The 14124-nt window shown below is 25.2% G+C and carries 11 protein-coding genes; 3 read left to right on the top strand and 8 right to left on the bottom strand.

What is annotated here, in order from left to right; genetic code table 11:
* Positions 1 to 5: 5 nt before the first annotated feature.
* Complete coding sequence (locus HA143_RS07080) at positions 6 to 1010, bottom strand: hypothetical protein (RefSeq protein ID WP_209085101.1); 1005 nt, start codon at positions 1008 to 1010, stop codon at positions 6 to 8.
* A 321-nt stretch (positions 1011 to 1331) separates the two neighbouring features.
* Here HA143_RS07080 and HA143_RS07075 point away from each other — a divergent pair, with 321 nt between their 5' ends.
* On the top strand, positions 1332 to 2180 hold the full coding sequence (locus HA143_RS07075) for a hypothetical protein (protein WP_209085098.1): 849 nt from the start codon (positions 1332 to 1334) through the stop codon (positions 2178 to 2180).
* Between the two features lie 12 nt (positions 2181 to 2192).
* On the opposite strand, the gene HA143_RS07070 is transcribed toward HA143_RS07075, so the two are convergent.
* The 3 genes from HA143_RS07070 to HA143_RS07060 form a co-directional block, all read right to left on the bottom strand.
* Complete coding sequence (locus HA143_RS07070) at positions 2193 to 2951, bottom strand: hypothetical protein (RefSeq protein WP_209085097.1); 759 nt, start codon at positions 2949 to 2951, stop codon at positions 2193 to 2195.
* 128 nt (positions 2952 to 3079) lie between these two features.
* On the bottom strand, positions 3080 to 4216 hold the full coding sequence (locus HA143_RS07065) for a glycosyltransferase (protein ID WP_209085095.1): 1137 nt from the start codon (positions 4214 to 4216) through the stop codon (positions 3080 to 3082).
* A gap of 5 nt (positions 4217 to 4221) precedes the next feature.
* Positions 4222 to 5970: an ABC transporter ATP-binding protein gene (locus HA143_RS07060; RefSeq protein WP_209085093.1), complete on the bottom strand. Its 1749-nt coding sequence runs from the start codon at positions 5968 to 5970 to the stop codon at positions 4222 to 4224.
* A gap of 178 nt (positions 5971 to 6148) precedes the next feature.
* Between HA143_RS07060 and HA143_RS07055 the strand changes: the two genes are divergently transcribed.
* The gene (locus HA143_RS07055) at positions 6149 to 7279 is read left to right on the top strand and encodes a glycosyltransferase family 4 protein (RefSeq protein WP_209085085.1); all 1131 of its coding nucleotides are present in this window, start codon (positions 6149 to 6151) and stop codon (positions 7277 to 7279) included.
* 12 nt (positions 7280 to 7291) lie between these two features.
* On the top strand, positions 7292 to 8533 hold the full coding sequence (locus HA143_RS07050) for a phenylacetate--CoA ligase family protein (RefSeq protein WP_209085083.1): 1242 nt from the start codon (positions 7292 to 7294) through the stop codon (positions 8531 to 8533).
* A gap of 17 nt (positions 8534 to 8550) precedes the next feature.
* Here HA143_RS07050 and HA143_RS07045 read toward each other — a convergent pair whose 3' ends face one another.
* The 4 genes from HA143_RS07045 to HA143_RS07030 form a co-directional block, all read right to left on the bottom strand.
* Complete coding sequence (locus HA143_RS07045; RefSeq protein WP_209085081.1) at positions 8551 to 10368, bottom strand: polysaccharide biosynthesis protein; 1818 nt, start codon at positions 10366 to 10368, stop codon at positions 8551 to 8553.
* A gap of 221 nt (positions 10369 to 10589) precedes the next feature.
* Positions 10590 to 11933, bottom strand: coding sequence for a nucleotide sugar dehydrogenase (locus HA143_RS07040; protein ID WP_209085079.1), 1344 nt, complete (start codon positions 11931 to 11933; stop codon positions 10590 to 10592).
* A 24-nt stretch (positions 11934 to 11957) separates the two neighbouring features.
* The gene (locus tag HA143_RS07035) at positions 11958 to 12983 is read right to left on the bottom strand and encodes an NAD-dependent epimerase (protein ID WP_209085077.1); all 1026 of its coding nucleotides are present in this window, start codon (positions 12981 to 12983) and stop codon (positions 11958 to 11960) included.
* Between the two features lie 319 nt (positions 12984 to 13302).
* A complete protein-coding gene (locus tag HA143_RS07030) occupies positions 13303 to 14031 on the bottom strand; it encodes a methyltransferase domain-containing protein (RefSeq protein WP_209085068.1) in 729 nt (242 codons plus the stop codon).
* Positions 14032 to 14124 lie beyond the last annotated feature (93 nt).

Below are 14124 nucleotides of genomic sequence, written 5' to 3'. Positions count from 1 at the left end.
ATATATTATCGAGATGCTCGAATTTTTTTAATATTGCCAATTACATAAATATTTGCAATTAAATAGAAATAAATCCAAGATATAAGTCCTCCAAAGCCTCCATTACTTACAAATGATGCTAGCGATGTAATTATTAACGATGAAGTTGAGAAAAGAAGTTCGGTATTTTTAATAGACAATAGAAAAACTCTTATTAAAGGATAAATATAAATAAGAGCCAGAAAAATTCCACCAAATATTATTAATCTTAGAAACCAACTTTCATATGAGTCACTAATGAATAAGGTATTGGTATCTAAATAAGAAAAAAATTCATTTTCATTTGATTTACTAAAACCAAATAATATTGATAGAGGGTTATTAATAAATACTCCAATTAATGATGGAATAGCTTTATATTTATAAGTGAAAGAATCTGATGGTGAATTCTCTAAATATGTTCTTAGTAGTAAAATTTGAAAAGTCAAAATAGATATTCCTATCAGAAGGGACGAGCTTTTTTTCATTACTGAATCAAAACTTTTCTTAAGTACCCAGAAAAGTAAATGGCAAAAAGTTAATCCAAGATAAGCCCTTGATAAACTCAATAAAACCAAAGAAAAACCCACAATTCTAAAGATTAGAAAATTTTCTTTTTTGGGTATCGCTATCAAAATAGCCCCTAAAACTCCTAATGAAAAAGGATTAGAAAATAGCCCTGTTGGTCTACTTAAATAAGCCCATGGAGCATCTCCTGGGCCAAGCCCAACCCCGTATATCAATAAATCGGGATTAAATTTAAATAGTCCAACTAAAATTTGAGAAATGGCTGTTAGAAAATTTATTAAACCAAAAAAAAGAAAGGAATTATGAATAGAATCAGTTACTTTTTCGTTAGTAGAATATTTTAAACCTATAGAAAAACTAAGTATAGAAACAATTGAAAAATAAAAAGGAGTATTCTCTAAAAACAAAGAATTTATAAAATTTATTAATGCTCCAATAAATCCTAAAGCAAGAATAGATATCAAAAATTTATTCTTATAATGTTTATATTTAAAAAAAATAAATAAGCAAAATAAAAAACTTATTAATAAAAATACAAAACTTTTATCGCGGAATATTTCAAACGCTAGTATCCCTTTACTTTCATATACACCAATTGTGCTTAAAGCAAATAGACATAAATATATAGTAATAATGATTACTCTAATCAATACTTTTAAATTAAAAATAATAATTAATTAATATTATAGTATTAATAATTTTTTATTATTTATAAATATAAAAGTTTTGATAATATATGAATGTATCCATTTCAATTTATTTTACATATTTAGATTTTAGTCTTTATGAAAGAAAAATTATCTTTTGCTATACGAGATGATGATGTTAGTTATTTTACTAAGGCAAATGAATATAATTTATTTTGTGAAAAGTTTGTAAAAAATTTTACATTGATATCTGGAATTATCCTAAACCAAAAAGGTTGTCCAAGTTTAAATATTCCTTTGCAATATTGGTATACAGGTTTAAATTATAATATCAAAGATAATTTTGAAATTTGCGATCTGCTACATGAATTAGATAAAAGGAATAATTTTTTCCCAGCTGTTCATGGCTATGAACATAATTTTATTATTGAAAATAATAATTTAATACCAGAGTTAAGACTAAGAAATGCAATAGTCAAATTAAGTAAGAACTTAGATGAAGCTGAAAAATTTTTTAAAGAAACTTTTAGTAATCCTATTAAGATATTTATTCCACCTAGTAATACAATCTCCTCTGATTGTGCAGAATTGCTTTTTAAAAGGGATTACACATTATTCAACTATCCCGGAATCTTTAGGCACTCTAGAAGATCATCAAAAGGTTATAGGATTTTAATTCAGAGGATATTAAATTTAATGCTCAAAAAAATTGATTTACAAAAACCATATTATGAGACAAAGTATTCAAAATGTTTTAATTCAGTTCCTTTAACAACAATATTAAATCAGAACAAATTAAATTCTATAGCTAATGAATGTTCTACTAAAGGTTATCCTTTTATCTTATCATTACACCAATGGGAATTAAATTGTTTTCAGCCATATAGTCAAAAAACATATTCAGATTTATTATTAGATACTATTTCGTTCTTAGAATTAAATTATGAACTAGTAGATTTTAATCCTAAGGGTATTTTAATGAATTGATTTAAAAATCTATTATTTTTTACCAATTATCATTATAGAGCTTGGTACTTTTTGACTATTTAATATTGAGTTTAAATTTATAGAATAATCAGTATTGAAGAAAGAATTTACTGTGTACTTTTCATTTTTAACTATTATTATTTTTAGTTTATTTCTATAAATAATATTTTTAAATTCCTCAGTTTTAATCCTATTAGTATAGTGTGATCCTCTTTTAAATAAATTTGACTCCCAGTATCTTTCTGAAATTAAATGATTAAAAAAATCACCCACTAAATGATCTTTTAAATCAATTCTTAGAATAAATATACCATCCTTACAAAGTTTTTTGCTGAATAATTTAAAATAATTGTTAACTTCATTTTTATCTATATGTTCAAAAGCCGCATTGCTTATTATTAATGAAATACTTTTATTTTTAATTTCTTTTAAGGAATTAATACCATTAGTTAAATAATTTATTGAATCATAAAGAAATTTATTTTTAATATTTTTGTTAATTGATGTGGCTAAAGAAAATTCTGCAAAAATTCTTTTATCTAATTTATTCAAAGACTTCTCACCAAATTTAGTTATGTAATTATCTTTGTCAATTGCATAAGCATTTTTAAAGCCGGTTTTCAAAAAAACATAACTTAGACCTAAACTATCTCCTGGACCGACTTCTAGAAAATCCCCTTTATAGTTAAGTTCGTTTAAATCAATATTGTATGATATTAAATTTTTATTATAGTAATTAAACAATTCATAAATTTTTTTTGTATCTTTCATGTTTCCATGACTAGATATCTGCAATTTATTTAATAACTTATATATAAATGGATTATGTCCAATAAAGATTTTAGTTAAAAGCTTTACTAGAAAAACTAATAATTTTATTTGGAATTTTATAATCCTTTTCATTTTATATTTTTTATAAATGTTTCTAAAATTAAATTTGTATCACAAAGCTTGTTGATTTTTTTTATTTGTTTAGCATGATTACATATTAAAGATTCTTGAAATTTTGAATCATTATTTATCTTATTAATTGTATAAGCTATTTTTTTTGCCATTATTTTATGATCATTTGTATTGCATAAGTATTCTTTAGTTAGAATCCTTGAGGCATCCCCAGCTCTAGTAGAAAAAACTAATCTTCCAAAGTATAATCCCTCTAAAATAATATTTTGAAGACCTTCCCCAAAGGAAGAAGTTGAAATTACGATATCCGATTTCTTATAATATTCTTTTATATTTTTTCTTTGCTCAATGAATTTTATTGAATTTAAAAAAAGATTATTATAATCATAATCTTTTACTAATTTTGTCTTATATGATTCTATATTTTCTCCAACTAAGATTAATTTAATTGGCAATTTATATTTATTTTTAAGTATTTTTAATACTTTAAGGCTCATATCATGATTTTTTTGTGGATGATATCTAGCAGGATATAAAACTATGTATTCTTTTTTATTTTTTGTTGGTAATTTTAGTTGATATGAATTATTGCTTTGCAAAAAATTTGGCCAATAATTAATTTGTTTTGATCTAAATCCAATCTTTATATGATTTTTAATTCCACAGAAACTATTTACAAGAATTGGTATTTTTTGATATTTATTTATTAACGAAAGTGTCAGAATAATTAGCTTTGTAAGTTTATTAATTCCTTTATGAAAAGGTTCTCCATGCCTTATTGTCCATAACAATTGACTATTTGAAAAATAAATCTTATGCATTAAAAAAGCAATAAGCATTCCATGATACATCCAGCCAAAAAATATAATAGCTTGTTTTTTTTTATTGATTTGTTGAAGACTTTTATTCAAAAATAAAGCTTTTAAATTGAATTTATATATTGGAATTCCCATTTTTTTTAATTGGATATAAATATTACTTGATTCCTCTGGCTTTTTGATTGATATGATTTTATGGCTCTCAAACCCTTTTTCTTTGATTTTCTTTATGAATAAAATAAGATTTTTTTGTGCACCATGGTCAGTGATTGATGAGATTATATGAATAATAACTTTGTTTTTAGGAGAAATCATATTTATCATTTAAGTTTGGTAATTGTTTGTTTTTCAACTTTGTAAATATGATCAAACTTTTCTAATGTATTTGGTCTATGCGTAATCATTAATATAGTTTTATTTTTGAGGAATTTATTAATATTTTCAAATATTCTTTTTTCAGTTTTTACATCTAAAGCACTTGTAGCCTCATCAAGAATTATTATTTTTGTCTTTCTATAAATTGCTCTTGCTATTCCTAATCTTTGTCTTTGCCCGCCGCTTAGTTGCATACCACGTTCACCTAATTTTGTATTATATTTACTTTGAAGACTTTCTATAAATTCATCAATTTCGGCAATTTTTGCAGCTTCTTTTAATCTAGCAATATTTATTTCGTTTTTATTAAGACCAAAAGCAATATTTTCAGCAATGCTGATGTCAGAAATATATATATCTTGGGGTACATGAGAAATACAATTTTGCCACTCTCTAAGATTTTTCTTATTTCTTAGTGGCTTATTATTTATTATTATTTCACCTTCTGTAGGCAAAATAAAACCCATCAATAAATCAATAAAAGTACTTTTCCCACTTCCTGTTGTACCTATGATGCCTATTTTTTTCTCTAATGGAATGCTTAAATTAATGTTTTTAAAAACTATACTATTTAATTTTTTATAAACGAAAGTAACATTTTTAAAATTAATTAAATTATTTTTCTCTGGAAAATTTTGTAATTCTTTTGTGAAAATTAATTTACTCTTTAAATTTAATATTTTTAAAACTGACTCTATTTCGGATTTTCTGGAAGATATATTTGCCCAAGAATTATAAATATTTTGTAGAGCTGGAAGAAGTTTTTGAGCACCTAAAGCTAACGAACCTAGAATCGCAACAGGGATTTTACTATTACTAGTTTCTGAAAATAAAAATATAGATAATATACTTACAATACAGATAGCTGCCGCTTCTAAAATATATCTAGGAAATAATCCAATAAATCGATTGTTTGCATATCTTGTTCTCATTTCGCGATCTATTTCCCCATAGATGGAAACATATTTATTTTGTAATTGTCCTAAAATAATTTCTCTTATATTACCTAAACCATTTTGAATAAATCTTACTTGCTGGTCAGTTACCTGAGAAATTAGTTTACTATTTGCTGTAAGGTATTTTCTTGACTTTGACGATATTAATAAATAAATTATAAGAAAAATAAAAGTACTTAATATTGTTGATTGCCAATTTATAAATAATAAAGTGAGTATTATTGAAAAAGAAATAGCTATAGATAGAAAAAACTGAAAAGATGAGTAAATAGATTCTAGACAATATTCTAGTTTTGAAGTTAAACCGGTAATTAATTGACTAGATTTAGTATCAATGTGGAAACTATAGCTTTGTTTCAATATATTGGAATAACCTAATCTTCCAAGATCATTCCCTATTAAAGCAATAACTTTGCAATTAACCCAAATATTTAAAAGTCTTAAGGCCGCAGAAATGCATATTGCTATGCAAAAAATAATTACTACTGGAATTATTAGGTTATTAGAAGAATCAATACTGAAAAAAGATAAAAAATAATTTATTAATTTAAATTCATATAGTTTTCTCGGATTAGATAAAGAAGCTAAAAAGGGAAGAGATATTGATAATGTTAGTGATTCAGATAAAGCACTAAGAATCATAAGAAAAAGAGAGAAATATATCTGTATTATTCTTTTTTTTGGAAGTCTATTTAATATGCCATATATTAATATTATTGGTTCAAAAGATGAAATCATGCCTTCCCAAAAATATAATAATTAATAATATAAGTATATTAAAATATCTAGTAAAATGTATCTAAAAAAATAGTTTTATTTAACACTATTTATTTATTTAGATTATAGAAATATAAAAATTTTCAAATTTAAATATATAATTTAATATATAATTAATTATATATTTAGTTTTATATATATGAATGTAGAAAATAGAGAAGTTTTAATTGTTAATTATGCATTTAGTATTTTTAGAGGGGGAGGTGAAAACTTTGATTTAAATATTTGCAAAGAATTCAATTTGAGTGGGATTAATTCTTCTATCGTTACGGTGGATCCATTTTTTTGTAAAAATAAACCTGCAACTATTGATGGAATAAAAATAAAATATGTCAGGGCTTTTTGGTTTTATGATTTTTCATCATATCTAAAGTCTATTAATCCTAAACTTTCTGGTGTGGGTTATGCAATGAGAATTCTTGGACAATTTTCTTTTGAAATATCTGTTATCTTTTTTATTATTAGGCAGAAAAGAAATAAAAATTTATTGGTTCTAACAACCTTCCTGCCTTTTCTCACTTTTTTTGCATCTAATGTTTTGAATATCAGTGCATATATGAGATCTCCAGGGCCATTATTGTCTCCTTATGAAAGAATATTTTTTCGATTTATAAAAGTTTTGTGTAATGGAGATGCTTATAGAAAATTAGTAAAAGATTATCCTAATCAAGTTAATTATGTAGAAATTGGAGTTGGTAAGTTTATTTTGCCAAAAACTAACAAAATAAATGATAATAATTTTACTGAAATTGCAATTGTTGGTCGCCTTATCCCTATCAAGGGTATTGGTCAATTATTAAAAATCTTAAAAATAGTAAATTCAATATATCCTCTTAAGATCCATATTTTTGGAGATGGAGTTTTGAAGAATAAATTAGTTAGTCAATCATTTAAACTAAAATTAAATAATAATGTTATTATGCATGGATTCTTGGAAAAAGAAAAGCTATACGAATCCTTAGAAAATTTAGATTGTTTATTGATGAACTCTAAATATGATAATTTTCCTAATGTTCTTGTTGAGGCTAATGCTCTTGGCCTTCCTGTTTGGGCACCAAATGTTGGAGGGATTGATCTGATAATTGAGAATAGAGTAAATGGGTTTATTGTAAATAAAAATTTAAATATAAATGAGAAAGCTGAATCTATTTGTGAATTTATAAAGTTTATAAAGGATGGCAAATTTGATTCTGTAGAAATTTCAAGAAAGTGTCAAATGAAATTTGACTGGAAAAGAACTATTCAAAATATATTAGAACTTACTAATTAAAAATTACTCAATATGAATTATAGAGAAAATTTATGGGCAATAAAAAATAGAAAAGCATACCTTATCGTTAAAAGTTTTAATAAAAAACAAATTTATAGTGTTGAAGAGTCAATTAGTAAAATACTTAAATATGCGCAAAAGAATGTACCTTATTATGCAAAATTTAACTCTAGTGATATAAAAAACTTTCCAATATTAACCAAAAATATTATTAGGTCAAATTTTAAAGAATTATTATCTAAAAACTATAAGGGAAAATCAAGCATAACTTATTCTGGAGGCTCTACTGGCGAACCTGTTCCGATTTTACAATGTGAAGAATATGCTGATTGGACAAACGCTATTTTATTTAGTTACTTTAAAAATAATTTTGAGAAAAGTTGGCAAGAGGCAACTACCCTAGAGATTTGGGGATCTTTAAATGATATAGAAAATAAAGAAGGAACAAATTTTTATAAGAAATTCAAAAATATCATCTACTCTTCCTATTGCTATAATTGCTTCGTATTTACAGAGGTTGATTATAAAAGATGTATAAATTTAATTAATAGAAAAAAACCTTTTTTTTTAAAGGGTTATACAAATTCCTTATTAGAATTAGCTCAATATATAGATAAAAAAAATATATATGTTGAGGAAATTCCGTATATCTTAACAAGAACTTGTGTATTAAATAATGAAACTCGTGATTTCTTACAAAAGGTATTTAAAGGCAGAGTTTTTGATCTTTATGGATCAAGAGAAGTAGCAGCAATTGCAGCTGAAAGATCTTTTGGAAAATTAAATGAATATTATGTCTTTAATAAAAATTGTTATGTAGAGGTAAATGAAAATAATGAATTATTAATTACAAACTTTCATAATTACTCTATGCCTATTATTAGGTTTAATATTGGAGATCAATCTAAACTCGTTTCTAAAAAAGAAGATTTGCAAATTTTAGGTCCTATTAAAGGAAGGATTTTTGATTATATTAAATTTGAAAATGGTTTAAAAATTCATGCTCAATATTTTATTCAAAAATTTTTTAAGACTTCCATTAATCAATTTCAAATTGAACAGACTAAAATAAATTCAATTTTAATTAATTATGTTGACCCCTTTAATGATCTAACTGATGAATTCAAAGAGGCGTTTGAAAAAGATTTGCAGAAATTAGCAAAAGTTGAAATTCTATTTAACTGGAATAGAGCGAAATTTATAAAAAAAACAAAAAATGGTAAGTATCTTTATGTAAAGGGGTTAAAGTTTTAATTTTTAATTTTTAATTTTTAAGTTTTTAAATTTTGGTGATTTTCCCATTCAGGAACAATTCTCTTCAATAAATTTAAGGATTTTTCTTTTTCTAATTCCTTTAGGTATTCAATTAGTTCATCGATGAGGGGGATAAGCTCATCTGGTTCCATGTGACTTTCTCTTGATCTATATATAAGTGGATGTTCAGTTTTCAAGGAAGTATTATTAATAAGCAGTTCTTCGTAAAGTTTCTCTCCAGGTCTTAATCCAGTAATCTTAATTCTTATATCCCCATAAGGATTTTTCTCATCCTTAATTTTGAGACCACTTAAACTAATCATTTGTTTTGCTACGTCCATAATCTTGACCGGTTCACCCATATCCAAAAGTAAGACATCTCCATTTTGATGTAAAGAAACTGACTGAATAATTAATTCCACTGCTTCAGGAATAGTCATGAAATATCTTATAATTCTTGGATCAGTAATTGTTATATCTTTTCTATCTTCTATTTGCTTTTTAAAGAGAGGAACAACAGATCCTGAGGAGTTTAATACATTCCCAAATCTAACAATAGAAAAAGAAGTATTTCCTTTTCTTTTTTGAATTGGCTCATTGTTTTCATTTGATAAAGCTGCAAAACTTTGAACTATTAATTCAGAAACTCTTTTTGATGCCCCCATAACATTGGAAGGCCTAACAGCTTTATCTGAGGAAATTAAGGTCATATTTGATAGGTTATATTTTTGAGCAGCTTTGCAAATAATATAAGTTGAAATTATATTGTTTCTTAATCCAATTAAAGGATTTTTTTCTATTAGAGGTACATGCTTGTAAGCAGCAGCGTGGAAAACTATATCAATATTGTTATTTTCAAAAATTTTATTAATTAATTTTTCATCTTTGCAGTCACCTAAGATGATTTGGAAACAAATCTTTTTATCTTTATAAATAGCATTTATTTTTTCTGTGATGTTATAAATATTTAACTCACTTGAATCAAGTATTATTATTTCTTTTGGAAGATACTTAAATAATTGAATGCATAATTCACTCCCGATTGATCCTGCGCCACCAGTAATAAAAATAGTCTTATTTTTAGATGTTTTTTCTAATAATTCTTTTTTGGGTAATACTACTTTTCTGCCAAGTAAGTCTTCAATTCCAATTGATCTTAGAGAATCGATCTTAGCATTACCTTCAGATAAATCTTTGAGGCTTGGGATTTGTAAAACTTTTAAATTTAATTTATTTAAATTATTCAGAATTCTTTTTCTATTAAATGGTGAAAGATTAGGTATGGCTAATAAAATAAGATCAACTTTTTTCTTTTGGCTTATTTGTTCTAAAACATTAGGAGATAATATAGGAATATCATTTATTTTTCTATACTGAAGAGATGTATTATCATCTATAAAGGATATTATTGAATAGTTATTGGATACTTTTAAAGATGCAGCAAGTTGAATACCCGCGGAACCTGCCCCATAAATAACAACATTCTTTATCTTTTTATTTATTATCTTGTTTAACTTAAATAGTAAATCTCTAAGTAGAAATCTATAACTAGATAAAAAGAAAGTTGTAAAACCAAATGAGATTAGTAGTACAGATGGAGAATTATTTATGAACTTTAGGTATAAATTTAAAATGTAAATAGATAATGTAATTATAAGGTTTCTTAATATTATTTTAAAAGCTGACTTGGCTCCAATATATCTTGTTATGCTGTTGTATTGGCCTCCTATTATGTATACAAAACTCGATATTATTATTGTTAATAAAATATAAATTGTTAAGTTTAAAATTTGTAAATCTTTAGATATAGTCTGAAAGAAATATTTTGTTAACAATAAGGAAAAGCATATAATTAAAATATCTAGATTAAAAATAATAAATTTTCTTTTATTTGGACTTATCCTAAATATGTTTTTTATAAATAACTGATTTACTCTGAAAATAAAATTTTTTCTAATCATTAAATAGTTTTTATTTTTAGTAGAAACATAAAAATTATAATCTTAATTGGCCTTGTTTATTAAAACAATGTTTTTTTGTTTCATGATTAAAACCTTTAGGGTCTTATTGGTTTTAATTGCCGAGGAATAATTCCTTTTAAATCAAAAAATATTCCATTTTTAATTATTAAAGATTCCCATTCAATTGGTCTAAGTTCGGCAAATTCATTATGCTTAACGAGACAAATAACGGAGGTATATTTTTTGTTTTTAGGGAAATTATTAGTGATTTCTAGATTAAAAAAATTTTTGCAATCTTCAACATTGGCCCAACTATCCCAAATTGTTAATGATACATTATATTCATTAAGTAAATGTATTAGTTCGAAAATTTTTGAATTTCTAATATCTGGGCAATTTTCCTTAAAAGTAATACCCATTAATAGAATATTTGCTCCTTGAATATCGAGATTATTATTTTCTAATTCAGATATAATTTTCTTTAAAATCCATCTTGGCATTGAGTTATTGATTTTTCTTCCTGCTAAAACAACTTCTGGTTTGTAACCTAAAGTTTCGGATTTATAAGTTAGGTAATATGGATCAACCCCAATGCAATGGCCTCCAACAAGCCCAGGCCTGAAATCTAAAAAATTCCATTTTGTAGATGCAGCTTTTATTACTTCTAAAGTATCAATTTTCACTAGGTCACAAATTTTTGCTAATTCATTCATTAACGCAATATTTAAATCTCTTTGAGTATTTTCTATGACTTTTGCAGTCTCAGCTATTTTAATACTTGATGTCATATGAGTTCCTGCTTTTATAATTGACTTATAAAGTTCGTTAATCCATAAGGCAGATTGCTCGTTACTTCCACTAGTTACTTTTATTATTGAATTTAATTTGTTTTTATTATCACCAGGGTTTATTCTTTCAGGACTATAACCGCAAAAAAAATCTTTATTTAATTTTGATTTTGATTCCTTTTCAATTATTGGTACACATATTTCTTCAGTAGCTCCTGGGAAGACAGTACTTTCATAAATAATAATTGGTTTAATTTTTTCTTTTCCCTTAAGTTTTAATACCTTACCTATCATTTCACTTGCCTTCTTAATTGGATTTAAATCTGGAGCATTTTTTTTATCAATTGGTGTAGGGACTGTAACTATGAAAATATCTGCTTTATTTAGAATCTTCATATCATTAGTTAGATTTATTTCATTTAAATACTTTAAGTTTTCAAAGTTGATTTCTTTAGTGATATCTATTCCGTTTTTGAGTGCATTTACTCTTTCTAAATTAATATCAAATCCAATAATTTTTCTTTTTAAGATTTTTTTTGAATTGCAATCTATATTTTTTGCGAATTCAATAGCCAATGGTAAGCCTACATAACCAAGACCTATAATTACAATAGTGCAATTTGATTGTTGAGGTAAATCAAAATATTCCATGATTTTTTAATATAGAGCTAATAGTTAAGATTTATAAAATTCGCGATACCAATTTATAAAATTGGAAACCCCTTTTTCAAGAGATGTTGTGGGTTTGAAATTTATCCACTCTTCAAGCAAAGTGCAGTCAGAGATTGTTTTTTTTACATCACCAGGTTGCATAGGCATAAATTTTTTAATTGCCTTTTTGCCTAATAAAGTTTCTATACAAGTAATATAATCCATCAAGTTGATGGGTGTAGAATTTCCAATGTTAAAAACTCTATATGGAGCCCAACTTGTTGCTGGGTTTGGTTTTTCCTTCCTGAAAGAAAGATTCGGTTCGGCTTCTTTATTCATTACCAGAATAATACTTTCAACAATATCATCAATATATGTAAAATCTCTTATCATATCCCCTCTATTGAAAATCTCTATTGGTATTTCATTTATTATTGCATTTGTAAATTTAAACAATGCCATATCAGGTCTACCCCATGGTCCATAAACAGTAAAAAATCTAAGCCCAGTGGTTGAAATACCAAATAAATGACTATAAGTGTGCGCCATTAATTCATTTGATTTTTTAGTGGCTGCATAAAGACTTACTGGATGATCTACACTATCTTTCTCTGAAAAAGGAAAAGATTTATTACCTCCATAAACTGAGCTACTACTTGCATATACTAGATGCTTGATTGAAAATTCTTTGCAGGCTTCTAGAATATTACCAAAACCTACAATATTTGATTGGATATAACTTGAAGGGTTTTCTATGGAATACCTAACGCCGGCTTGAGCCGCTAAATGTATTACTTTTTCAGGTTTTAGTTCAACAAATATTTTCTTTAATTCATCTTGATTCTCAAGATCAACTTTTTTAAAAAATAATGAGCCCTTATTTTCTGACTGTGATATTTGTTTCAATTTCTCAAGTCTAGATTCTTTTAAAGTTATGTCATAGTAAGGATTAAGATTATCTATACCAATTACAAAATATCCATTTTCTATTAGTTTTTTGCCTACATGAAAACCAATAAAACCAGCTATTCCTGTAATTAATATTCTCATAAAGAAGCTAGGACTTAATTCTCTATTTTAACGAATCATTAATGATATTTATAAAATTTCTATATTAATTAAACAAAAGCCTAATTATTTTTATTCAGATAATTTATTTAAAAGTTTTTATAATTAAATTATTAAGACTATTTAAATTTTTATAATTTCGTTATTATTAATGTCCTATTAAAATTAATCGCAACAATAGAACAAAAATGTTTTTTGGCATTATTTCCGATAAATAAGATCATAATCTTTCCAGTTTTAAGATAATTAATCAATATTTAACTAGTTATTTTTTTTATATTAAAGTATAGAAATTTCTAGCTTATTTTATACACATCCAACCTTTAAAACTTATATTTGTATATATATATTCAATATCCTTAAAGCCAGCTCTTTGAAACATATCATAATTCCCTTTATCTGAGAAAGGTTCTAATACTCCAGCGAGGGATCGGCTTTTTGAGAAAATTTCTTCAGGTTTATATCCTTGCCTCAGTTTATACTCGTTATAAACATGACTATTCATATCTTGAAATCTTCCATCAGGTCCTCTCGTTTTTTCAAAAATAAAAAAGGCTCCTCCCCATGCTAATGAATCATAAATTTTATTCACTAGATCTTGGCGTACGCTTGGTAAAATAAATTGTAAAGTGTAGTAAGAAGTAATTATAGATGCCTCGCTTAATTCTAAACTTAAGATATCTTTGCATTCAAATTTGAATCTTTCAGGATTAATAAATTTCTTTTTTTTTGCTATTTCTATCATTTTTGGGACAATATCGAATCCAACATAATTTATTGGCTTTTTAGGATGCCTTGCTTCAATTTTTTCTAATAAACTTCCTGTTGAACAACCTAAATCATATATTTTTTGAGGAGTTAAATTAATAAAAAAATCACTGTAAGATGCGATTAATGATTGACCTTCTTGATATCCTGGTACTGATTTAGAAATATGTGCTTCAAAAGATTTTGCTGTATCTCCCTCGAAAGACCATGAACTTACATCTGTTTTTATATTATCACCAGCTTGATTTTGTTGATAAGACATTTATGCTAGCTTATTTTTATTTTATAAATATTATAAATCATTATTATAGAAACCTTAAAAATAATTATTTTATTTTTCTAAATTGATAAATCT

Source organism: Prochlorococcus marinus CUG1415 (assembly GCF_017696015.1).
Taxonomy (GTDB): domain Bacteria; phylum Cyanobacteriota; class Cyanobacteriia; order PCC-6307; family Cyanobiaceae; genus Prochlorococcus_A; species Prochlorococcus_A marinus_AE.
This window is presented reverse-complemented; position numbering and strand designations above follow the sequence as displayed.